The sequence below is a fragment of the Spirosoma soli genome, from assembly GCF_042684525.1.
Taxonomy (GTDB): Bacteria; Bacteroidota; Bacteroidia; order Cytophagales; family Spirosomataceae; genus Spirosoma; species Spirosoma soli.
This window is the reverse complement of record NZ_JBHULN010000009.1, coordinates 187,450-210,755: the sequence shown is the minus strand read 5'-3', so window position 1 is coordinate 210,755 and position 23,306 is coordinate 187,450. Positions and strand designations below refer to the sequence as shown.

Annotated in this window: 17 protein-coding genes; 8 read left to right on the top strand and 9 right to left on the bottom strand. The window is 47.8% G+C overall.

Annotated features, from left to right (window positions below):
* Positions 1-2 precede the first annotated feature (2 nt).
* From ACFSUS_RS16225 to ACFSUS_RS16210, 4 genes are all read right to left on the bottom strand, one after another.
* Positions 3-3,098, bottom strand: a complete 3,096-nt coding sequence (locus tag ACFSUS_RS16225; protein ID WP_381524339.1) for a SusC/RagA family TonB-linked outer membrane protein — start codon at positions 3,096-3,098, stop codon at positions 3-5.
* Between the two features lie 212 nt (positions 3,099-3,310).
* Complete coding sequence (locus ACFSUS_RS16220; protein ID WP_381524337.1) at positions 3,311-3,913, bottom strand: energy transducer TonB; 603 nt, start codon at positions 3,911-3,913, stop codon at positions 3,311-3,313.
* 31 nt (positions 3,914-3,944) lie between these two features.
* A complete protein-coding gene (locus ACFSUS_RS16215) occupies positions 3,945-4,520 on the bottom strand; it encodes a DUF4142 domain-containing protein (RefSeq protein ID WP_381524335.1) in 576 nt (191 codons plus the stop codon).
* A gap of 64 nt (positions 4,521-4,584) precedes the next feature.
* Positions 4,585-4,941 carry a hypothetical protein gene (locus ACFSUS_RS16210; protein ID WP_381524333.1) on the bottom strand — a complete coding sequence of 119 codons (357 nt, stop codon included), beginning with the start codon at positions 4,939-4,941 and terminating at the stop codon, positions 4,585-4,587.
* Between the two features lie 433 nt (positions 4,942-5,374).
* Here ACFSUS_RS16210 and ACFSUS_RS16205 point away from each other — a divergent pair, with 433 nt between their 5' ends.
* The 6 genes from ACFSUS_RS16205 (at position 5,375) to ACFSUS_RS16180 (ending at position 13,515) form a co-directional block, all read left to right on the top strand.
* Entirely contained in the window at positions 5,375-7,033 is a 1,659-nt protein-coding gene (locus ACFSUS_RS16205) for a carboxylesterase/lipase family protein (protein WP_381524331.1), read from the top strand.
* 138 nt (positions 7,034-7,171) lie between these two features.
* Complete coding sequence (locus ACFSUS_RS16200) at positions 7,172-8,059, top strand: dienelactone hydrolase family protein (protein ID WP_381524330.1); 888 nt, start codon at positions 7,172-7,174, stop codon at positions 8,057-8,059.
* 185 nt (positions 8,060-8,244) lie between these two features.
* On the top strand, positions 8,245-8,625 hold the full coding sequence (parS, locus tag ACFSUS_RS16195) for a type II RES/Xre toxin-antitoxin system antitoxin (RefSeq protein WP_381524328.1): 381 nt from the start codon (positions 8,245-8,247) through the stop codon (positions 8,623-8,625).
* A 24-nt stretch (positions 8,626-8,649) separates the two neighbouring features.
* Positions 8,650-9,099, top strand: coding sequence for an RES family NAD+ phosphorylase (locus tag ACFSUS_RS16190; RefSeq protein ID WP_381524327.1), 450 nt, complete (start codon positions 8,650-8,652; stop codon positions 9,097-9,099).
* Between the two features lie 275 nt (positions 9,100-9,374).
* Positions 9,375-11,888 (top strand): DNA gyrase subunit A, encoded by a 2,514-nt coding sequence (gene gyrA, locus ACFSUS_RS16185; protein ID WP_381524325.1) that lies wholly within the window; start codon positions 9,375-9,377, stop codon positions 11,886-11,888.
* A gap of 148 nt (positions 11,889-12,036) precedes the next feature.
* Positions 12,037-13,515 carry a tetratricopeptide repeat protein gene (locus ACFSUS_RS16180; protein ID WP_381524323.1) on the top strand — a complete coding sequence of 493 codons (1,479 nt, stop codon included), beginning with the start codon at positions 12,037-12,039 and terminating at the stop codon, positions 13,513-13,515.
* A 1,193-nt stretch (positions 13,516-14,708) separates the two neighbouring features.
* Here ACFSUS_RS16180 and ACFSUS_RS16175 read toward each other — a convergent pair.
* Both ACFSUS_RS16175 and ACFSUS_RS16170 read right to left on the bottom strand, forming a co-directional pair.
* Positions 14,709-15,185, bottom strand: coding sequence for a helix-turn-helix transcriptional regulator (locus tag ACFSUS_RS16175; RefSeq protein WP_381524321.1), 477 nt, complete (start codon positions 15,183-15,185; stop codon positions 14,709-14,711).
* Positions 15,186-15,344: 159 nt separating this feature from the next.
* Positions 15,345-16,160, bottom strand: a complete 816-nt coding sequence (locus tag ACFSUS_RS16170; protein ID WP_381524320.1) for a 2,3,4,5-tetrahydropyridine-2,6-dicarboxylate N-succinyltransferase — start codon at positions 16,158-16,160, stop codon at positions 15,345-15,347.
* A gap of 1,219 nt (positions 16,161-17,379) precedes the next feature.
* On the opposite strand from ACFSUS_RS16170, the gene gap reads away from it, so the two are divergent.
* Positions 17,380-18,375 (top strand): type I glyceraldehyde-3-phosphate dehydrogenase, encoded by a 996-nt coding sequence (gene gap, locus ACFSUS_RS16165; RefSeq protein ID WP_381524318.1) that lies wholly within the window; start codon positions 17,380-17,382, stop codon positions 18,373-18,375.
* A gap of 58 nt (positions 18,376-18,433) precedes the next feature.
* Here gap and trmB read toward each other — a convergent pair whose 3' ends face one another.
* From trmB to ACFSUS_RS16150, 3 genes are read right to left on the bottom strand one after another with little or no spacing between them, the layout of a single operon-like run.
* Positions 18,434-19,126 (bottom strand): tRNA (guanosine(46)-N7)-methyltransferase TrmB, encoded by a 693-nt coding sequence (gene trmB, locus ACFSUS_RS16160; protein ID WP_381524316.1) that lies wholly within the window; start codon positions 19,124-19,126, stop codon positions 18,434-18,436.
* Between the two features lie 3 nt (positions 19,127-19,129).
* The gene (locus ACFSUS_RS16155; RefSeq protein ID WP_381524314.1) at positions 19,130-20,416 is read right to left on the bottom strand and encodes a bifunctional folylpolyglutamate synthase/dihydrofolate synthase; all 1,287 of its coding nucleotides are present in this window, start codon (positions 20,414-20,416) and stop codon (positions 19,130-19,132) included.
* Positions 20,417-21,358: a hypothetical protein gene (locus ACFSUS_RS16150; RefSeq protein ID WP_381524312.1), complete on the bottom strand. Its 942-nt coding sequence runs from the start codon at positions 21,356-21,358 to the stop codon at positions 20,417-20,419. It abuts the gene before it with no gap.
* Positions 21,359-21,515: 157 nt separating this feature from the next.
* Here ACFSUS_RS16150 and menD point away from each other — a divergent pair, with 157 nt between their 5' ends.
* Entirely contained in the window at positions 21,516-23,264 is a 1,749-nt protein-coding gene (gene menD / locus ACFSUS_RS16145; RefSeq protein ID WP_381524309.1) for a 2-succinyl-5-enolpyruvyl-6-hydroxy-3-cyclohexene-1-carboxylic-acid synthase, read from the top strand.
* Positions 23,265-23,306 lie beyond the last annotated feature (42 nt).

Genomic DNA, 23,306 nt, shown 5'->3' with positions numbered 1-23,306 from the left:
AGTTAAAAAGAAAGGTTTACGCCCACTAATACCGTGCGGGTTTTAGGGTAGAAATTGTTCGAGTCGACGCCCGGCGCAATGCCGCCCTGGTTTACTTCGGGGTCGATGCCGGTGTACTTCGTAATGACGAAGGCATTGTTAACCGATGCGTACACGCGCAGTGATTTGACGTACTGGCCCAGGCTTTTAAAGTTGTAGCCCAGGGTCGCGTTATCCAGCCGGACGTAGCTGCCGTCTTCAATAAAGCGGGTCGAATACTTAAACGCGTTGATATCGGCAATCGACTCACCCGCTACGTCCGTCAGGATGTTCGTGTATTGCGCAGTGCTGGGTCGGAACAAATCAGCGCGGGTGGCATTGAATATCTTATTACCAAAAACTCCTCTGATGAATAGGTTCAAGTCGAAGTTGCCCGACCGGAACGTGTTGGTCCAACCCAGCAGCAGTTTCGGCTGCGGACTTCCGGCATATTTGTAATCGGCACCGATAACCGGGGTCGTGGTCAGGTTACCGTTGCGGTCGACATACTGGGACACGCCTTTCTCGTTTTTGCCCGCGTACTCGAGCGTAAAGAACTGGCCAATTGGCTTTCCCGCTTTCAGGATCTGTAGCGAACTACCCGTCTGGCCACCTCCCTCGGGTTGAGTGATCCGGACGGAGTCGCCACCAGCAAACAAAGGGTTCTGCAGGCTGGTGATTTTGTTATTGTTGTGCGCCAAGTTTAGTCCTGTACTCCAGCTAAAATTACCGGTTCGAACGGGCGTTGCATTCAAACTCACCTCAATACCTCGGTTATTGATGCTGCCGCCGTTGGCGATGATGCTACCCACCGGAACCAGGATTGGATCGACCCGGTACGAATAAATCATGCCGGTGGTGTTCTTGTCGTACCACTCCACAGTTCCGCTCAGTTTTCCTTTCAGGACGGTGAAGTCGAGGCCGATGTTGGTGGTGGCCGTCTTTTCCCACCGCAAATCCGGATTAGCGGCCTGGGTAGGTCCGTAGGCGGCCGTTTGGATCCCGTTATAATAGTACGTTCCCAGGCTACCCGACAGGAATTGGGCGGTGTAGGCGTTAAAGCCCGACGAATTACCGGTAACTCCGTAGCTGGCCCGTAGCTTCAGGTCATTGAACAAACTTTGATTCTGCATGAACCCCTCCTGACTGATCCGCCAGGCACCACCCACGGCCGGAAAGTAACCCCACTGATTATTCTCGCCGAATACTGAACTACCATCGCGCCGGACGGATGCCTGGAGGAGGTATTTTTCTTTGTAGTTATAGTTTAGCCGGGCAAAGTCCGAGATCAGTCTGGTTTCCTGATAGATGCCATCGAGCCCGAAATTAACGCGGTAGGAGGGCACGGCATACGGATTGCTCAAGGCGAAGTTATTGTACCCGATATTATCCACGGGAAAATTCGTGCTCGACGCCTGGAATCCGTCTCCGTTGGTGCTGCCCTGCCACGAATAGCCCAGTACCGCATTGACCGAATGATCGCCGAATTGCTTATCCCAGGTCACAAACGTTTCTAACACCTTACGGACGTTCTGGTAGGTGTTGCGCAAGGCCGAGCCGTTAGTGCCAAAGTTAAGAAGGCTGTGAACCAACGGCGGATCGGGGTTATTGTAGAAATTGGCGCTGTTATACTGCGAATAATAGCTACCGTAGAACTCGCCGTGCAGCGAGGAGTAGTTCTGGTAGGAGAGGTTCAGATCATACGTCAAGTTAAAGGGCAGCTTAACCTGGGCCGTAAACGCGCCCACCAGGTTATTGTACTTCGTGTTGTCCTGCGCTTGCTCGATCATGGCCACCGGGTTGAAGTAGCCTGTATTGGTGAAATTTTCAAAGTATGTCCCGTCCGGGTTCCTGATTGGCGATACGGGTAAGTGGTTGATCATTTGTAACAACACATTGTTGCGCAGGGGCGTGTTATTGGCGTTGCTGTTCGAGTTGGTAACCGTTAGCCCCAGCTTTAGTTTGTCGTTGAGAGCGTACTGTTCAACGGCCAGCCGGGCAATGACGCGGTTTAATGAGCTCCCCTGAAGAATGCCCGGCTTGTCGATGTAGTTTATACTGGCGTTGTACGTACTATGTTCCGTGCCACCACTGACCGACAGATTGTGGTTATGGGAGATGGCCGAACTACGCTGAACGGCATCCTGCCAGTTGGTGTTCGCCCCTTTGTCGTCATTGGGAGAAAAGGATTGGCCATTCTGGGTCAGAAACGCCCGCAGCTGGCTAGCGTCCATCATGTTTAACTGATTCGAGACGGTTTCAACCCCGGCATAACCGCTGTACGATACCACCATCTGGCCTTTCTTGCCCCGCTTAGTCGTAACAATAATGACCCCATTCGCAGCCCGGTTTCCGTAAATAGCGGTTGCCGCTGCGTCTTTCAGCACATCGATGGAGGCAATGTCGTCGGGCGCAATGATGGAAATATCTGCGCCGGGTACGCCATCAATGACGTAAAAAGGTCCCTGCGAGCTGTTCAGCGTCGACGCGCCCCGCAGAACGACGGCCGCGGGCGCGTTCGGGTCACCATTAGCCGATATGTTCAGCCCTGGTACTTTACCTTGTAGCAGCTGGCCTACATCGGCGATTGCGCCCCGGTTAAGATCTTCGGGCTTGACGGTGCTAATGGCGCTGGTGAGGTTCTTACGCGATTGGGTACCGTATCCAATTACGACTACTTCACCCAGAGTCTTTGTGTCGGCCACCAACGTAACGTTAATGACAGATCGGTTGTTGACTGGTACTTTCTGAGCCACATAACCTACGTAGCTGAAAACCAGTACGCCATTGGCCGGAAGCGTAATTTTATACTCACCGTTAACATCGGTTGTTGTGCCTGTCTGTTTCCCTTCGATCAGCACATTCACCCCCGGCAAGCCCTCACTACTCCCCGTAGAGGTTACCTTGCCCGTTACGGTAATATCCTCCAGCAGATGGTCTGTAAGGTTGCTTGGTTTACCAAATCCGTTTGTGGCGCTAACCACACAGCTTACCAGGCAAAGGCTCCAAAGCAGTATACTGTGCCGGAGAAACTGATAAATGTGAAGTTGGCCCGGAGGTGGCGTAAAGGAATTCTTCATCGACATGCAGTTAAATGAGCAGGAACTTACCGGCTACATCGCCAGTAAAGACATTTAACCCTGTCTTATAATAGGCAGGCCTTGGTGCAAACGTTTGAATTTATGCGCAAACGTTTGCACCAAGGCCTGCCTCAACGTCACGATCGGATCTGCAAACTGCCGTTGTCAAGCCTGATGCCGACGAGGAGCCACTGAAAGAAGCAGCCCAAACTTTATAATTTAAAATGGATAGGCAGATTGAAACGTACGTTAACTGGTCTTCCAGCCTGCTTGCCCGGTATCCAGTTGGGCATGCTACTAACGAGTCGAACCGCTTCGGCATCTAGCTCCGGGTCTATGCTTTTCAGGACATGCGCATCTTGAATAGCCCCTTCGTCGGTTATGATAAAGGTGACAAATACCCGCCCTTTCCGCTTAGCATTCCGGGCGGCTTCTGGATAGCGCAGATTTTGGTCAAGATACTGGGCCAGTTTCTCCATGCCTCCCGGAAACTCAGGGCGCTGCTCTACGACTGTAAACACCAGGCGCTCCGAAGCCGGCTTTGCGTCGGTTTGTGCCTGTGTCGGAAGCCAAAGCCCGACGAGAAGCAGAATGATGTATGCTTTCATTCTTTTGTAGATAATTAAGTTGATAAACGATACGTAGCGTTTTCTTGGCGACGACTGCGGCTTTTCGTCGTTTATTTTGCTGGCTAAGGAAACATCACCGGCTGCATCCAATGAAAGGGCATCGCTTTCTGGCGGGTGGTTTGCCTCAGGAAAGCATTTGGGGCTTTTGGGAATAAAACGAGCAAAGGCCTTCACTGCTTGCTGCACGATGAAGGCCTCTGTTACCTAGTACCTTTACTTACTTCATATTCTTGTCAATCGTGGTTATACGCTCCAGGTGTTTCTGTAAGGTTGGAAGCGTCTTGGCGGCATACGCCTTTAGGGCTGGGTCATCATCGCTTTTAGCGGCTTCCTGAAACAATTTGACGTCTTCCTCGTGGTCCTCGACCATCAGGTCAACGTACTTCTTATCAAATTCAGCGCCGGAGAGTTTAGCGAGTTCATCGACATGCTCCTGGCCTTCTTTGCCCAGGGTGGTCGGCAACGTAATGTTCTTCGTGGCGGCTATGCTTTTCAGCTCATCATTGGCTTTGGCGTGATCGGCCAGCATCATCGCGGCAAACTCTTTAACATCGTTGCTTTGCGCTTTCTCCCGCGCCAGACGCCCAAGTTCCATTTCCAAAAGGCCACCATTCGCTGCTTTCACGGCGAAATCATTGGTATCGTCGCTCTGGCCCGTGTCGTTTTGCTCTTTCAAATCATTGGCGTCATTCGCATTTTCGACGCTGTCGTCACTGGCTTTCTTATTTTCATTGCAAGCCTGAAAACACAGGGAGCTCAGTGCCAGCAACACCATCAAAGAGATCTTTTTCATAACGTTGTCATTGTTTATCGCTAAGTAGAACCGTTGATGATGGTCTAAGGTTTAAGCCCGATTTTCAAGTCCCGCTTTTTGGAGAAGAACTCCCCCCGGAGTGGCTGGTCTTGCTGGCTTTAGGCTGGGAAGCGGATGATTGCTTCGACGCCTTGGCAGCTGATGAGCCATCGGGCGATGACGATCGGTTTTGGGGGGGGGAGGGGGGCGTATACATATAATCGCGGGAAGCTCCTTCGTCGGCAATGGTCATGCTTTGCGGATTGCTGGCGGGCAGCCGCTTGTCAGAGCTGGTATAGCCTGCACCGGTTGAGGCTGAGGAACCACCGCTTTTGCCACCCGTGGTCGACTGGGCCTGGCTGCGTTGCTGTACTCCAATTACTACTAATGTTGCTAGTAGCGTTATCGTTTTTAGGGTCATAGCGTTGTTTGCTTACCGCATTTTGATTTGTTGGATACTGATTAACCTATAGCCAGGAGGAATAGCCGAGTTTAAGCCATAAATTGATGGAATGGGTGAATATAGATTGTGTTTCAACTACTTATCCGAACCGCTGTTTGGTTCGTTAAGAACGCTTAGAACGTAACTTTTAGCAGCGTAGCATCGCCTAGGCTGGTCCGATAAGCGGTATGACTATCCGCTATTTTAGGTCGGTTGGCAAGTTCAGCTTGTCAAGTAGTAGATCGCGGGTGGTTCCTCGGGCGCGGGTGCACTCGCCATTGTTAACAATCAGTCGGTCAACACTAGTAAAACTTCGCCCTGCCTCCCTTTGGAAGTAAGAGGTTTTACTAGTGCTGACCGTACCCCCTCTATTGGCCATTCGTTTCCTTCAACCTTTAATCGTATTGCTGCGATGAAACCGTCAAGACGTAATTTTTTACAATCACTGGGTATTGGCGTAGCTGGTTTAACTACAGCTCACGAGTCTACCGCCACAAACGTACAACCGCCTAAAGTTGCCAAATCAGCCGGAGACGATCAGGTTTTGTTTGTGGGCGATACCATCGCCATTGCCAACACGGAACATGGCAAAGTCAGAGGCTTTATTCTGCGGGGCATTCATCAGTTTTTAGGCATACCTTACGGGGCCGATACGTCGGGCAAGAACCGGTTCATGCCCCCGCAGAAGCCTACGCCCTGGACCGATATTCGTCCGGCGCTTTGGTGGGGCAACTCGGCTCCCCAGATTATGGAAAAACGGTACGCTAACCCGTATGCCTCGTTTGTCGATCATTGGAACTACGACGATGTATCGGAAGACTGCCTGAAACTGAATGTGTGGACGCCCGCCCTGGACGCGCAGAAACGCCCCGTTGTGGTCTGGTTACACGGGGGGGGCTTTACCAACGGGAATGGCATTGAACAGGACGGCTACCACGGCGAAAACCTGTCCCGGCTGGGTAATGTTGTTTTCTGTTCGCTCAATCACCGGCTCGGTCCGTTGGGATACACTCACCTGAAAGCCGCCGGTGGCAATCCTCAATCTGGTAATGTCGGTAATCTGGATATGGTGGCGGCCCTTGAATGGGTAAAAAACAACATAGCCAATTTTGGCGGAGATCCAAACAATGTGACGATCATCGGGCAGTCAGGAGGAGGAGCCAAAGTAACTACTCTGATGAATATGCCGTCGGCGAAAGGGCTGTTTCACAAAGCCGTAGCGTTGAGCGGGAGTTCGCTGGCCGGAACGAATAAAGAATACGCCGAGAAGTTAGGACTGAAGGTTATGGAAGAGGCTGGCCTGAAGCCCGGCGAAGTGGATAAGCTCCAGCAGATTCCGTGGCGAGAGTACATTGACATCGCTAACCGGGCTGCCGAAAAAATGGCCGACGAAGCCCGGCGGCTCAACCTTCAGCGAGGAGGGTTCTCACCGGTAGCCGATGGTGTAGCGCTCAATGAAGGCCCATTTTTCCGTGACCCCAATCACTTCTCGGCCGATATTCCGCTCATGATCTGCTCGACCTTCCATGAGCAAAGCCCCAGCCGGACCGATGCGTCCCTGGAAACCATTTCGCTGGCCGAAGTGAAGGAAAAGATCAAACCCCGCTTCGGCGATAAATCAGGCGAAATCGTCGACGCGTACGCGAAGAACTTTCCGAAGGCGCGTCCGATTGAGCTTTGGGCATTGATCGTGTCTAACCGGAAGAATGCCGTGGCGGCTGCTGATGCGAAGGTGTCTCAGCAGAAAGCCCCCGTCTACGTAGCCTGGTTTGGCTGGCAACCACCCCTGTTCGATGGCCGGATGCGGGCTTTCCACTGCGATGATATTTGCTTCTGGTTCTACAACACTGATCTGATGCTTACGCATACGGGAGGTGGCAAACGACCCCGGGCATTGTCGGAAAAGATGGCAAAGTCTTTTATCAACTTTGCCAAAACCGGTACTCCAAACGGGGGCGGTTTACCCACCTGGAAACCCTATACGACCCAAAACGGCGAAACAATGGTATTGGATGACGCCCCCGCGCTGGTCAACGATCCCGACCGGGAGGCCCGGAAAACACTGGTATAATTGGTAAACGAGCTGTTCAGAAAAGCCCTGAAGGCTACTAAATAGTTGATTCTGATAAACTCCTTTAGCAGCATTCAGGGCTTTATACTTTCTAACATAAGATAACAACTTTAATTTACGTAAGTACGTATAGCTTCCATGAGCCAAATCAAGAAAGACGACCTCAAACAAGAAGTGTTTGATTTGTATGATGACTATGCCCATAACCGCATTGACCGGCGTGAGTTTACCCAAAAGCTGTCATTATACGCCGTAGGAGGCCTTACTGTAGCGTCACTGATGAGTTTCCTCATGCCCGATTATAAAGGAGGTGTTCAGATCAAGGCCGATGATCCGCGCTTAAAATCAGACTACGTAACGTATCCATCGCCCAAAGGAGGTGGATCGATCAAAGCGTTGCTCTCGAAGCCTGCTGATGCCCAAAAGCCGCTTGGCGGGATTATCGTTGTTCATGAAAATCGGGGGTTGAATCCGCACATTGAAGACGTAGGCCGACGAGCGGCTCTGGCCGGATTCGTTTCGATTGCGCCCGATGCATTAACTCCCTTAGGGGGCTATCCGGGTAACGATGATGCAGGTCGTGAACTGCAAAGCAAACGGAACCGGGATGAGATGTTACAGGATTTCATGGCGGGGTTCGACTACCTGAAAGGCAACAAAGACTGCAACGGTAAGATTGGAGTGGTTGGCTTTTGCTTTGGTGGATGGATTGCCAATATGATGGCGGTGCGCATTCCCGAGCTATCCGCATCGGTACCGTTTTATGGCGGTCAGCCAGCGGCCGAGGACGTCCCTAAAATCAAGGCGCCTTTGCTCTTACATTACGCGGCCCTGGACACGCGGGTGAACGAAGGCTGGCCAGCCTTCGAAGCGGCTCTCAAAGCGAATAACAAAGACTATACCGCTTATATGTACGAAAATGCCAACCACGGCTTTCATAACGATACCACCCCTCGTTATGACAAGGCAGCCGCCGAACTGGCCTGGAAACGCACTGTTGACTTTTTTAAGGCCAGGCTGACCTGACAACGGAGTCGTCTGTCAGTACTGGCACACTTCACTTAGCCCGTTCAAGTAAACGGCTAAGTGAAGTGTGCTGCATTTACAATTGCTTGCCGGCGAGTATTTTCGGGTGGGCATAAACAGTGCATAATGAAACTATTTAGACAATTTTCTCAGTTGTCAAGACAAAAGTCTTATGTTTGTGCACTATGATCCAGAATCGCACCGCTATCGTTCTATCTGCCCTGAAAGGAATTCCGGCGACTACCTTTTTTGACATCGCTGATTTAACCGGCTACAAACGGGAGCAACTGGCTGAGGTATTTGATACGTCGCTTAAGACGTTCCAACGTTATGAGCGCGAGCACAAAAAGTTAAATCCGCAGGATAGTGAGAAGGTCCTTAAGATTATGGCGTTGTTCCAGACAGGCGAGTCAGTGTTTGGATCAGCTGAAGCGTTCCGGCGCTGGATGGATAAACCGGCTTACGGATTAGGTGAGCAAATCCCTTTTGACTTGCTGCATACGTCTGGAGGGATCGATCTGGTCATGGAGGAGGTGGTTCGTATTGAGTATGGCGATCTGGCCTGATTCTATTGAAGATCCATCCGGTTGATGTTGGTTTACCGAATAACTAAAGCGATTTACGCCGATCGGCTGGTTGCCTCGGGAGGAGCCGCCCGATGGAATAGCCGGGGTCAGTTTGTGATTTACACGGCTGCAACCCGGGCCTTAGCGTGCCTGGAAAACGTAGTACACCGTAGTGGTGAAGGCCTATTAGAAAGCTTTCGGGTGATGGTCATTGAGGTACCCGACGAGCTATTCATCGAGACAATCGCTGCTGACTCGTTACCTGCTGACTGGTTTACTTTCCAGCAGTACGATACGTGCCAACGGATAGGAGGGGAGTGGCTACGAAGTGGCCGCTCGGCGGTATTAGGCGTCCCATCGGCTATTATTGCTAACGAGTGGAACTACCTCTTAAACCCAGCGCATCTGTCATTTAGCCAAATTCAGTTAGTACGTACCGAACCTTTTTTGTTTGCCCCAAGAATTAAATCATAACTAAAGAGAGGCTTGCCTGAACCATTACTGATTTAATTACAGAGGCTACGTTTTTGTTGAAATAGAATTGTATTTCAAGTAGACGACAATACTGAAGCAGTGGCCGTAAAATAGGGGATACGAATGAGCGGTTGTTTTCCTGTTTTAGGCCATTTATAGCCCCGTTTACCGTATTATTTCCATTTTTACTAAAAATTTTGTATATTTGTCTATATAGCGGTTTGCGTGCAACGCGTGAGCCGGAATAGTAATTTTCTGCGAAACTCATTTGTCACATGGCGGAAGAAAATCCCGACCTCGAATCACCCAGTAACATTATTCCCATTAACATTGAGGACGAAATGCGTGGTGCGTACATTGATTATTCAATGTCGGTTATCATCTCGCGGGCGTTACCTGATGTGCGTGACGGGTTAAAGCCCGTACACCGTCGGGTGCTGTTTGGAATGGCTGAACTGGGGGTTAATTACAACAAGCCTCACAAAAAATCAGCACGTATCGTTGGGGAAGTACTCGGTAAGTATCACCCACATGGCGATTCGTCGGTATATGACACCATGGTCCGTATGGCCCAGGACTGGTCATTGCGTTACCCGCTAGTCGATGGACAGGGAAACTTCGGATCAATAGATGGCGACTCCCCGGCCGCCATGCGTTATACAGAAGCGCGTCTGAAGCGTATTGCCGAAGAGTTGCTGACGGATATATACAAGGAAACGGTTGACTTCCAGCCAAACTTCGATGACTCGCTGGAAGAGCCAAGCGTAATGCCCGCTAAACTGCCGAACCTGTTGCTGAACGGCTCCTCGGGTATTGCGGTGGGGATGGCCACTAATATGGCACCGCATAACTTAACGGAGGTTGTCGATGGTATCATTGCCTATCTAGACAATTATGAGATTACCGTTGAGGAGCTAATGCAGTACGTCAAAGCGCCCGACTTTCCAACGGGGGCTACGATCTACGGTATGGAAGGCGTTAAATTAGCGTTCAAAACGGGCCGTGGTCGCGTCGTTATGCGGGCTCATGCCACTATTGAAGAAAACCGCGGCAAGACCCAGATCATCGTGACGGATGTTCCGTACATGGTGAACAAGGCGGTGATGCTTGAGAAAACGGCCGAACTCATCAACGAAAAGAAAATTGAAGGCATTACAGCCTTCCGCGATGAGTCAGACCGCGACGGTTTACGGGTGGTGTATGATCTTCGCAAAGACGCTATCCCGAACGTAGTGCTTAACAATCTCTACAAGCACACGGCTCTTCAATCGTCGTTTAGTATCAACAACGTAGCGCTGGTAAAAGGGCGCCCCATGTTGTTGAACCTGAAAGATATGATGAAGTACTACGTCGAGCACCGATTCGATGTGGTAACCCGCCGGACGCAGTACGAACTGCGTGAAGCTGAGAAACGGGCACATATCTTGGAGGGTTTGCTGATTGCACTCGACAACATTGATGCGGTCATTGAATTAATTCGTTCATCACGTGATCCTGAGGTGGCGAAAACCGGCCTTATGGAGCGCTTCGAATTAAGTGAGCTTCAGGCCAAGGCCATCCTGGAAATGCGTCTGCAGCGATTAACCGGTCTGGAGCGGGATAAACTGCAGGCGGAGTACGATGAGCTGATGCGCGAAATCGCGGATTATAAAGAGATCTTGGCCAGCGAAGAACGGAAGCGGCAGGTCATCAAAGACGAGCTCATTGACATTCGGGCTCGCTATGGCGATCAGCGTCGCACGGAGATCAACGCCCTTGGCGACGGAAATATTAGTGATCTGTCTTTGATTGCCGATGAGGATATGGTGATTACCATTTCGCACGAAGGTTATATCAAACGGACACCAACCACCGAATACCGCTCACAAAGCCGGGGTGGAGTAGGAGCGAAGGCGGCTGTTACCAAAGAGGAGGACTTTACGGAACACCTCTTTACCGCAACCATGCACAATACGTTGCTGGCCTTCACCCAGAAAGGACGTTTATACTGGTTACCCGTCTACGAACTACCCGAAGGGTCTCGTACGTCAAAGGGACGCCCATTAGCTAATTTCATCAATATTGAATCGGATGACAAGGTCAGAGCGGTAATTAACGTATCGGATCTGAAGAACGAAGACTACATTAACAATAATTACATTGTGATGTGTACTCGTCAGGGGACGATCAAGAAGACCATGTTGGAAGCGTTCTCCCGGCCCCGTCAGAATGGTATCATTGCCATTACAATTGACGAAGACGATCAGCTGATTGGCGTTTGTCTGACCAATGGCGATAATGATATTGTTATTGCGTCCAGTGCTGGTAAAGCCGTTCGCTTTCACGAAAGTCGTGTTCGCCCGATGGGCCGTACTGCCGCGGGCGTACGCGGAATTTCCCTCGATGAGGAAGATCCAACCGATCATGTTGTGGGTATGGTTTGTATCAACTCGGCCGACGCTCAGTTGCTTGTTGTCTCCCAGAACGGTTACGGAAAGCGGTCTGACATCGAAGGCTACCGGGTCACGAACCGGGGGGCTAAAGGAGTGGGTACCTTGAAAGTGACCGATAAGGTTGGTCGACTAGTGGCCGTGCTCGATGTCGCTGATAACGACGATTTGATGATTATTAATAAGTCGGGTATAGCCATTCGCACCCCAGTGGATGAGATCAGTGTGATCGGCCGTAATACGCAGGGAGTTCGTCTGATTAGCCTGCGCGACGGGGACGAAATTTCGTCAGTAACTAAAATTAAGAAAGAAGAAGGCGAAGAAGGAATCGTTATCGAGGAAGCGCCCGTTGTTGAGTAAGTGCCACAGAATCAATAATTTGAGCCGATCGCGCTGATTTACAGGAATCAGTCGGTCGGCTCAAATTATTTAGGTACGTTCATGCTTATACGGATTGATTCCGTAATTTCGTTTTTTAATAACAAAAACACACAACCCCATTTTACACATGAAACCAGTTTTCTTAGTTCTGGTAGCTTGTTGCCTGTCCGCAGGAGTACATGCCCAGAACCAACAACAGGGACAAGGCCAGGGTCAGGCCGCATCCGGAGCCTCTGCTTTAGACCAGGCTGCGATGGATGCTGTTAAGAAAGATAAAGACAAGAGCGACAAAGATATTACGGATGCTAAAAGTGCAGGTAAAGCAAGTACCTGGATGGATCGTGCCAAGACGTATCAAAGCATTGCATCTCAATACATTCGTCTTGATTCGTCGGCGGCCACAACGGCTATGGATGCCTACAAAAAAGTTATCGAACTTGATAAGGACAAAAAGGGTGGTCCTGGTCGGTTAGCAAAAGAAGCTGAGGAAGCATTGAAAAGTCCAGCTTTGTACAGCGCTTTTATGCAGCAGGGGGTAGCTAAATTCCAAAGCAAGAATTATCCGGATGCGATCAAATCTATGTCGGTGGCCGGTGAGATCAATCCTAAAGATACGTTGGCGCCGTTGTATACCGCCATTGCTGCTCAGCAGGTAAAAGACAATGCGACGGCTAAAACCCAGCTGGAAAAGTATATTGCTGGGGGCGGTAAGGACCCTCAGATTTATGGTTCGTTAGCTATGTTGTACCGTGGCGATAACGAAGTTGATAAAGCGTTGGCTGCCCTAGATAAAGGTATTGCCTTAGCTCCGGGTAACAAAGATCTGGCTAACGAGAAGATTAACATCATGCTGGCGAGCAATCGGATGGATGAGGCTATTGCTGGTATGAAGCAAATGATTGAGAAAGATCCGAACAACGTACAGAACCTGGTTAACCTGGGGATTTTGTATGATAACGCTGCGCAAAAGTTTGACGCCGAAGTGCGGAAGCTAAGTGAGCAAACAAAGAAAACCGGTAACCCGGCGAACAAGCTTGCCGATGCAAAGGGCTTAGTCGATACCTACAACGGCGAAGTGGCTCGTTTGACGGGATTGATTAAGAAGCAACCGAAGAATGCTGATCTGAAGCGTCAGTTGACGGATGTAAAAAAAAAACTGGCTGATCAGAAAACTGCAGTAGCTCAACTGGAGGCTGAAGCTAAACAAGCGGCCAGCAATCCGGCAGCATCAGGAGATGCCAGCAAGCAATTAGCTGATGTTACGCAGAAGCGGAATCAACAGAAGGACATGGCTAAGGAATATTACACAAAGGCTCTAGCGGTTGATCCTAATAATTATGATGCCAACTATAACATGGGGGTATTCTTTTTTAACGAGGCAGTTGAAATGAAGAAGTCTGTCGACGCAATGGATATGGCTGAATACAACAAGCGTGGCAAAGAAGTAGACGGCCAGGTATGTGGTAAGTTCAAGCAGGCGCTACCGTATTTCACAAAAGCAAAGACGGTAAAAGATGAAGCTGATTTGAATGAAAACTTAACTAATCTGCAAAACATCCTAAAGCAGTACGAAGAGCGGAAGGTTGTTTGTGTAGAGAGCAAGTAATTGAAGAGGGCCAGTACTTCTACCGGCCCTCTATTTTAGAAACTTTACTTAACATAATATAAATTATATAACAGATGTATTACTCTAAACTTAATGCTATATACCAGATCAAGTTTAATACTTAAGAACATAAAATATACTAGTGATAGAGTGAATAACTTGTTCAAGATAGTCTCCGGCGTCAACTACTCCATCTTGAGCTTTCGCCACAGCGTTTCGGCTAAGTTCAGGTGGGCGAGTAAGGCGGCAAAAAGAAAACAGACAGACCATGTCGCTGCAAGGCAGACGCCAGCCGTGGGGCACATACCTTTCGCTACTGATCTGGCTTTTATCACCGTAGAACAAGCAAAAATCTCACAGGGAGACTGTTTCACTCGTTTGCCATGCGCTTGTAGCATCCACTTGCTGGTCGCCGAGTGTATTGCGATACAAGAGTTTGCTTCTTGGTAGTTATACCATTGCTTTGTGTTTCCTTGATGAATGTTGCCCAGCCCTGTCGGGAGATTAGCATATGTCGTATGTTTCCGGCTTGGATAATCAATACATCACTTGATAGCTGCATCCCAGCACAAGATGATTAAGAACAAGCCAACCCCTGAGCTACTTGACTGTCCAACAAGATATATTACAAGGCACATAAGGTTGATACTCGCCGAATCTTGGTGGTAATACCAGTAACCAAAAAATTGGTCTCCTTGAAACAAATGGCAGTGTCAAAATTATGTCAGTTTGAATAATTAACGCAAGCGCAAATAAGTAAGCTACTGCCGGGATAGATTTGATTCCTGTCGGTTACTTGTATTCTTACACTATGTATAATGAGAATTGGATTCGTATTACTCTTTAATATCACTTTAGATAAGGCTTTATATGTCACCTCTTATAGAGCATTTTATAAGTTTACACATGTTTTTCCACAAGTTATCCACGTGGAACATTAAAGCATTGCTTCACAAGGAGTTAGCTTAAAATAAGCCTTAAAAACGCTGTCAGGGCCATTAAATGCAATTTTTTAATAGAATTCAAGCCCCTCCAACAGCCCCCCAAAACGCTCTTAAAGTAAATATTTAACTCCTTTGTAAGCACATTTATTAATTTAATTATGCCTAAAAATATAATTATAAACTTCACGGAGTACGAAAAGAAGTAGACTGTACTATTTATATATAGACTAAATAAACACATAGGTTTTATTAATTCGCAGGTGAATATTCACGGAATGACCCGTCGGTATAGAAGATAAGAATTCGTTCTACCTTTTTTTCTGAGGTCGGTGTAGACGTTGGTAATGGTGCAGATTGAATTTCCTGTGGTTGGGGAGCTAGTTGGACAGGGGGGATTTCGTTTCGCTGTGTCCGAATTAGTGGACTAGATGGTGTGTAGTTAACCGTGGGCGTATCGGAGTTAAAACGGTCAGATGTTGGACGGCTGACTGCTCTGTTGTTAAAAGGAGTTTGATTGCCAACTTGATTATCTTCTTCCATAATCCACTCATAACCTAATTCTGGAAAACGACGGATTATCTTTTGAATAATATCAAAGCTTGGTCTGTTACGGCCCGATAAGATGTGTGAAATACTGGATCGTTGTACACCAATCTCGTCGGCAAAGTAGGACGGAGTTAAATTCTTATCAATCAATATCTGTTTAATTTTGTCATTTATAGTCATCACTGTAGTTGTTATAAGGGTATGATCTGCTACAAATATAAATGTAGAATTGAATAAAGCAAATGTAAACTTAGACTACAAAAATCAAAGGGTCGTGTAAGAATGTTACACGACCCTTTGATTTAATATTGTATTGTAATAATGTAAATATATACAAAACTAAACGGATACATTATTTTCACGAAGTGCATCATTCAACGAAGTTTTCAAATCGGTGGACGATTTGCGTTGGCCGATAATAATTGCGCATGGCACATGGAATTCGCCAGCTGGGAACTGTTTAGCGTAGCTACCCGGTATTACTACTGAGTTAGCAGGAACGTAACCCTTATATTCTACCGGTTTAGTACCCGTTACGTCTATAATCTTGGATGAGCCAGTAATTGTCACTCCGGCTCCTAGTACAGCTCGTTTGCCAATTCTTGCTCCTTCGACAACAATACAGCGTGATCCTATAAAAGCGCCATCTTCTACTATAACTGGAGCAGCTTGTGGGGGTTCGAGTACTCCCCCGATTCCTACCCCACCACTCAAGTGAACATCTTTACCAATTTGTGCGCAGCTTCCTACAGTCGCCCACGTGTCAACCATTGTGCGCTCATCTACGTAAGCACCTATATTGACGTACGATGGCATGAGAATAACTCCCGGAGCTTGGTAGGAACCATAGCGAGCAACTGCTGGGGGTACCGCCCTAACTTTGGTTTCGGCGAAGTTAGTTTTCAACGGGATCTTATCATGAAACGAAAAAATCCCAACCTCTTCCGTTTTCATCTGCTGGGTAATGAAATAAAGTAGGATAGCTTTTTTTACCCATTCATTAACAGTCCAATTTCCTGACTCGCTGGCTGGTGGAGTGGCAACTCGGAGTACTCCCCTATCTAATTGATCTATTACGTCTCTAATTACTTGGGTGGATATAGGGTCGTTGAGTAGCTCTCGGTTTATCCACAGATTCTCAATTTGGGCGGTCATTAAACTGAAGTAAAAGTTTAAATAAAACAAGTTAACTGACTGATATATAGACTATTTAAAATATTGAACAAAATTATATTTTGCTTCAATTGACCACAGTCTACTACTCATGCTTGGCTTCATCAAAGGTAAGTGTTGTACGTGTATAGTTGAAATATACAGCTTAAATTATTTATAAAGGCTATCTACAGTTATACGGCGTACTCTCAAAAATTCTTGTGCGATGAATTAATTCCAAGGCTCATCGCTATCGAATTTAGATTAACCAAAAGCCTACAAGGTATTAGGAGAATAAATCGATAGTGATTATAAGAATGGTATGATGATATATCGAGTCAGTTCAGCGACCCAATAAGTCTGGGATTGTCTAAACGCCTTGCCTTGATCGATTCTCTTCACTAGGTGGCGACGTCGGTAGACCTCATCACTGCTCAGGTGGAAATCTTTTCTGATTGTTTCGTTTTTCCCAATCTCAATTTCGCTTTACATCAGCCTCCGCATCTGCTTCCAGTTGTGCAACGTGTCTTTGGTAATGCTATGCTGACGAATGATCTACGCAACGGTTAAACCTGTTTGTTCTAGTTGAGAATAGCCAGAGACCCGGACTCATTACATCGTTTTGCTTCTTTATTGATGAAAAGCTAGTTTTCACCTAGGGATGATGCTTGCACATCGACAAGTAAGGTAAAAAGCCTGTAATACTAAATGCGTAAAGTACTTTATCAGCTATACTATCTTATAACATAATGTACTTTTTATGAGGGTGCATTTAGAATTATCATAATACACTTAGTGAATTATAGTTCATAGCAAAGAAAAGGTCTTTCAATATCTTATTACTAAAGCATGATATAGGACGGTATCAGATCTTATAAGCTTAGCTTATTATGGGTAAACTGTCTGAAATTGATACAAACTAATAAACACACTTCACTCCCACCCTAATTAGCACCAACGCAGTAGATATTAGCAAACACATATTAGCAAATAAAGTATTTTAGTATAAAATTAGCGTATTACTAAATAATATTAGCATAAATTTACTAAATTACTATTAATTTTAGCATATATTAGCCAAAATACTAATCAATTTTCGTTTATTGCTAAATAAGTTGCTATGTATTGCTAACTAAATTAGATATGTATTCCTTCCTAGTTGCTTTAAAAGGGTTTTTTAATAGCGTATATTTGGCCCCGCAAACAAACCAATTATTTGTACATGGAAAAAATACGCGTTGCTATCAATGGCTTCGGTCGAATCGGTCGTCTTTCTTTCAGACGCCTAATTGAAAAGGAAAACATTGAGGTTGTTGCAATAAACGATCTGACGGATAATGCAACGTTAGCACACCTGCTTAAATATGATTCGGTTCACGGCAGATTCCCCGGCGAAGTACAATCTGATAACGAAAGTTTAACGGTAAACGGACAGCGTATCAATGCTTATGCCGAGCGCGACCCCAAAAATCTTCCCTGGAAAGATTTAAATGTGGATGTAGTTCTTGAATCCACAGGTCGTTTTGTCGATGAAGCTGGAGCAGGTATGCACCTCCAGGCAGGTGCTAAAAAGGTAGTAATTTCAGCGCCCGCTAAAGGAAACATTCCGACAGTTGTATTAGGCGTAAACGATGATACCTTAACCGGCGAAGAAACGATCGTCTCGAATGCCTCCTGCACTACAAACTGTTTAGCACCGATGGCTAAAGTGCTTGACGATGTATTTGGCATCGAAAAAGGTTACATGACCACCATCCATGCTTACACAGCCGATCAGAATCTACAGGATGCCCCTCACTCTGATCTTCGTCGTGCACGCGCAGCCGCTTTATCGATCGTACCAACGTCTACAGGTGCTGCTAAGGCGGTGGGGCTGGTTTTACCTCAGTTAAAAGGTAAGCTGGACGGAAATGCGATGCGTGTCCCAACTCCAGACGGGTCCCTCACGGATTTAACCGTAATTTTAAAGCGTGAAGCGTCAGTTGAAGAAATTAACAACGCTATCAAAGAAGCGTCGGAAAGCACACTAAAGGATATCATTGAATATTCGGTTGATCCAATCGTATCAATTGACATTGTGGGCAACCCTCACTCCTGCATTTTCGATTCAAAGCTGACTACCGTTAACGGAAATCTCGCAAAAGTTGTTGGTTGGTACGATAACGAGTATGGATATTCAAGCCGAGTGGCTGACTTAATGACCAAACTGTTCAAGTAATTAAACAGTGATATTTACAATGATAAATATCACTTGATTACAAGTTTAAATAGATTAACTATTTACAATGTAAAACGGGTGTTGATTTACAATCTTCACCCGTTTTACATTGTAAATAGTTAATTGTAAATCCCTTATCGAAAAATAGTTTTTCGTATCTCGTCTTGATTCCAAGATGTAAATCATTCAATGGTGAACTGTACAAATCAGTTGTATATTGTAAATTGTTGAATCCAAGTTCTCTTACTTTATCTAAGCTGTAAGCGAAAAACTGCGGATTATCCGTTTTTAAATGGAGCGTGCCGTTGCGGATCAGTACCGATTTATATACGGTTAAAAAGCGCGGATGCGTTAGCCGATGCTTCTCTTGCTTCGGTCTGGGTTGCGGATCAGGAAACGTAATCCAAAGCTCACTTACCTCTCCTTCTTCAAAGAATTCCTGCAGATAATTAATATCCGTTCGTAGAAAAGCCACGTTAGCCAGGCCCAGTGATTGAGCCGCCTGAGAACCTCTCGCTATCCGGTCGCCTTTAATATCAACACCAATGAAATTTTTATCAGGAAAGGCTTGCGCCAGGCCCACCGTGTACTCACCTTTCCCACAAGCCAACTCAAGCACAATGGGATTGTCATTCTTGAAATAATCACTACGCCACTTACCACGAATGGTTTTATAAAGCGGTTTACTAACTTCAATAACATTCGAGCTTTCTGCGTTTTGCAGAAAGCGGTGTTGTTTTCGACGAGTCACGGTTTATAAATCAGTTAATTCGGCAATGATATAATTGCTGCCCGTTATTAAAATTAAGTCATCTGGCAGCGCAGTTTGTAATGCCACTACGAGGGCAGCATTCACATCTGAATATGCCTCTCCAAACCGCTTCAACTGGGCTGCCTCAGCTTGCAACGCATCGGCTGGCAACGATCGGGGAATCTGGGCCTGACAGAAGTAAAATACGGCCGTTTCAGGTAATATAGCCAGCACCTTAGACCGATCCTTATCTGCTACCAGACCAATCACAATATGCAGCTTTGCATACGTTATGGACTGAATGGTTTCAAACAAAGCGGCTAAACCAGGTTGGTTATGGGCTGTATCGGCAATAACTCTGGGGCGTTCACGAATAGTCTGAAAACGGCCTTTCAGTCCGGTTAAGGCAGTTACAGCACTTAATCCATCCCGCTGTGCAGACGATGACACATGAAGTACCGGTTGCAAGGTAGCTACTGTAGCCAGAGCAGCGCCTGCATTACGTAGCTGATAGCTGCCCAGCAGATCCAGCGAAAGTTTGAGGAGTAAATCCTGCTGATGATATACCTCTACCACCCGGATCCCATTAACAATCCCTTCGTCTTTAACCGTATATTCCTGATCGCTGAAGGTAATAGGCGATTCCAGTGAATTGGCTACGTCCTTGAAAACAGACTCGGTTTCGGTCTGGGTCTCTCCTACTATCACCGGTACGTGTGCTTTGATAATTCCGGCTTTTTCGGCCGCAATCTGGGCTAAGGTTTCACCCAATAGATCGGTATGGTCGTACCCAATATTCGTAATCACCGAGGCTAACGGCGTTATGATATTGGTTGAATCAAGGCGCCCCCCTAACCCGACTTCGATGATGGCAACATCGACGGCTTTTCGGGCAAAGAAATCAAAAGCCATCGCCACTGTTACTTCAAAAAACGAAGGTTCAATCGCTTCGATGGATGCCTGTTGTTCGGTCACAAAAGCAGCTACTTCGGCCTCAGCAATGGGTTGACCATTGAGCCGAATGCGTTCGGTAAACGACTTTAAATGGGGGGATGTATACAAACCAACCCGGTAGCCCGCTGACTGGTAGACAGCCGCCAGCATGTGCGATGTACTCCCCTTGCCATTCGTACCGGCGACGTGAATACTACGAAACTTGTCTTGTGGGTTGCCCAGGGCTTCACACAGTTTAATAGTATTACCGAGCCCCGGTTTTAGGGCTTTGGGACCAATCCGGTGAAAAACAGGGAGCCGACTGTATAAATAGTCGATTGCTTCCGGGTACTGCATTTACTTGGAGGTAATAATAAAGGTAATGGTACCAGTGGCCGATTCAGGGGTGGCCCCGCCTTTGGGACGTAGTCGAAGCCGTTGCACCGCCTTCCGATAAACATCCACAACCGTGGGGCTAACGGTTGTTTGCAAGGTTTGTACGTTAATAATATCCCCACCACTATCAACTTTGATCCGGAATATGATTTTACCCGTTTCATCCGAATCGTCATTCACACTGGGCCGTCCTGCTAACGCCCAGCCGGATACGTCGAAGGCAACTCCCGAAGACGCCCCCCCTGGGGTTCCATACAACGATTTAGCGTCAATCTTACCATTAGGATTTCCTTTATCGCCTACGCCACTGGCATCATCGCCATTGTTATTGCCCCCGATGCCCGATGCTTTACCAACCGTACCGTTAGAGCCGCCCCCTCCGGATGATTTTTTAAAGAGGGCGTCATTATTGACCGTTTCCACTTTTTTAGCGGGTGTGGGCGGGGCTGGTCGTTCCACGGGAGCCGCTGGCTTCGGGGATTCAACTCGTTTAGGCTCGGGGCGCTCGGGGGTTGTTACCGGGCTTTCTGCCTTGCTGGCGATGATCGGTTTTTCCGTAGCCGTTTTCGCGGGCTTGGCCTCCTCGACCTTCGGCGTTGGCGTAGCCCGGGTCTTTTCCAGACGGGGCGTCGTGTTCACTTTGGGGTTCGGTCGCTTTTCGGCCGCCTTTACGTCTTCCGGGTTCGGTGAGTCAGACGCTTTATTGTAGGTCTGGATCTTGCCACTTCCCCGCGCATCCGTTCCGAAGTTAACCTCCACAAACTGGATAGGGGGCGGATTCGGAACTGTTTGGGACAGATGCACGAAAAACAAGATCACAACCAACAATAGATTGATGGCCGCAGCACCAGCAAATGACTTTACCCGGATTTCTTTTTCGTTGTCGAATGTAATTCGGTTCATGCTGAAGAGATTTTCGGTACTATAACGCTCACGATAGCCGCTTCGTTTATATAACAAGTAGGCTACCTGAGCAAAGTAACGTAAAATCTATGAGAGATGGCCGGATGGTCATGCGCTTCATTCGTTATGTTTGCGTCCCCAACGTATTTAATTGATCATGCCTATTCTTCAACCGATCGTTAACCTGGCTGAACTGCTTGCCCGGAAAGGAATCACCGATGTTGTTGTTTCACCTGGTTCCCGTTCGGCTCCTTTAACCCTTGCCGTAGCCCGCCATCCCCAGTTACGGGTTCGCGTTATGGCCGACGAACGGTCCGCTGGCTTTGTTGCGTTGGGAATGGCACAACAAACAAAACGGCCAGTCGCCGTTATCTGCACGTCGGGTAGTGCGGTGTATAATCTGGCACCAGCCGTAGCCGAAGCTTTTTTCCAGCAAATACCGCTGCTACTCCTTACGGCGGATAGACCCCACGAATGGCTCCATCAACTGGATGGACAGACCATGGATCAGGTTGGCGTTTATGGTCCTCAGGTGAAGCGCAGCTACGACTTACCCGCCGACTACCATCATCCGGATAGCCGCTGGTTTATGGAGCGAACGGTTCAGGAGGCAATTACGCTAACTCAGTTGCAGCCTGCTGGCCCGGTTCACGTCAACGTACCACTCCGGGAGCCTTTTTATCCCAACGCCGACGAACCATTTCAATACGAACCGGTTCGTCTTATTACTACATTAACCGCTCAACCCTCGCTTTCTGCTGAAACCTGGCATGAGCTGTTAGATGAATGGGAACGGAGCGAACGTATTCTGATTGCCGTCGGACAACTTCCCCGCGACCCTGCTTTACTAACTGTTCTCGGGAAAATTAGCAACGAATTAGGTGTTCCGATTGTAGGAGAAATAATCAGTAATCTGCCGGTAAACGACCACTTCATTACCCACACGGATACATTCTTGTCAGGCATCGGTGCAAAAACGGCTGATGCGCTACGACCTGACCTGCTCATTACGCTCGGCAACTCGTTCTTAACCCGGAACCTGAAAACGTTTTTCCGTCAATACCCCGCCCGTCGGCACTGGCACCTTCAACCGACAGTCGACCGCATCACGGATTCGTTTCAAAGCCTGACAACGCTTATCCCGGCCGACCCACTCGCCTTTTTAGAGAAACTATTCGCCGATCTGGATTATCAACGCTTCCTGCAAGGGGATGATGACGACGAAACCAACGAGTACCTCAACCAATGGCAAAGCATTAATCGGCGGGCAGCGCGGTTGGTTGAGCAGACCCTATCCCAGCCCAACCAACCATTGACGGACTGGTCAGCGGTTCAGCTTGTTCTCGAGCAACTTCCCGAGCGGTCGATCTTACACCTGGCCAACAGCATGCCCGTCCGCTACGCTAACCTCTGCGGCTTGTCGGAACAGCAACACATCAGCGTAGCCGCCAATCGTGGGGTTAGCGGCATCGATGGTTGTTTAAGTACAGCAGTTGGAGCAGCTTTGGCAACCGATCAGATCGTGACCTTACTAATTGGAGACGTTGCCTTTTTCTATGACCGAAACGCCTTTTGGTCGGCACCCGTTCCGGCCAACCTACGGGTCATCTTGCTGAACAACGATAGCGGTCATATTTTTCGGATGATCGACGGGCCCGGTAAACAACCCGAGTTGGAAACCTATTTTGAAACCCCCCACGGCTACACAGCGAGGAATACAGCGAGCGATGCACACGTAGCGTATCAGGCATGCGATTCGCTCGCATCGCTACAGTCGCTCCTCCCCGACTTCTTCCAACCAAGCGATCAGGCGAAACTACTGGAATTATCAACCGATAAGATCCAAAACCAAAGTCAGTTTGCTACCTATAAATCTAAGGTTAAGCAGATACCCAAGCAACTATAACGATAGTTATAGTTGCTTGGGTATAACTTCTTTGATGGTATG

Excerpts from the sequence above, each read along its gene's own strand:
- ACFSUS_RS16180 (WP_381524323.1), top strand. The coding sequence starts at position 12,037 with ATGAAACCAGTTTTCTTAGTTCTGGTAGCTTGTTGCCTGTCCGCAGGA.
- ACFSUS_RS16190 (WP_381524327.1), top strand. The coding sequence starts at position 8,650 with ATGTTGGTTTACCGAATAACTAAAGCGATTTACGCCGATCGGCTGGTT.
- ACFSUS_RS16205 (WP_381524331.1), top strand. The coding sequence starts at position 5,375 with ATGAAACCGTCAAGACGTAATTTTTTACAATCACTGGGTATTGGCGTA.
- ACFSUS_RS16170 (WP_381524320.1), bottom strand. The coding sequence starts at position 16,160 with ATGACCGCCCAAATTGAGAATCTGTGGATAAACCGAGAGCTACTCAAC.
- parS (WP_381524328.1), top strand. The coding sequence starts at position 8,245 with ATGATCCAGAATCGCACCGCTATCGTTCTATCTGCCCTGAAAGGAATT.
- ACFSUS_RS16225 (WP_381524339.1), bottom strand. The coding sequence starts at position 3,098 with ATGAAGAATTCCTTTACGCCACCTCCGGGCCAACTTCACATTTATCAG.
- ACFSUS_RS16150 (WP_381524312.1), bottom strand. The coding sequence starts at position 21,358 with ATGAACCGAATTACATTCGACAACGAAAAAGAAATCCGGGTAAAGTCA.
- ACFSUS_RS16155 (WP_381524314.1), bottom strand. The coding sequence starts at position 20,416 with ATGCAGTACCCGGAAGCAATCGACTATTTATACAGTCGGCTCCCTGTT.
- ACFSUS_RS16215 (WP_381524335.1), bottom strand. The coding sequence starts at position 4,520 with ATGAAAAAGATCTCTTTGATGGTGTTGCTGGCACTGAGCTCCCTGTGT.
- gap (WP_381524318.1), top strand. The coding sequence starts at position 17,380 with ATGGAAAAAATACGCGTTGCTATCAATGGCTTCGGTCGAATCGGTCGT.
- gyrA (WP_381524325.1), top strand. The coding sequence starts at position 9,375 with ATGGCGGAAGAAAATCCCGACCTCGAATCACCCAGTAACATTATTCCC.
- ACFSUS_RS16200 (WP_381524330.1), top strand. The coding sequence starts at position 7,172 with ATGAGCCAAATCAAGAAAGACGACCTCAAACAAGAAGTGTTTGATTTG.
- ACFSUS_RS16210 (WP_381524333.1), bottom strand. The coding sequence starts at position 4,941 with ATGACCCTAAAAACGATAACGCTACTAGCAACATTAGTAGTAATTGGA.
- ACFSUS_RS16175 (WP_381524321.1), bottom strand. The coding sequence starts at position 15,185 with ATGACTATAAATGACAAAATTAAACAGATATTGATTGATAAGAATTTA.
- menD (WP_381524309.1), top strand. The coding sequence starts at position 21,516 with ATGCCTATTCTTCAACCGATCGTTAACCTGGCTGAACTGCTTGCCCGG.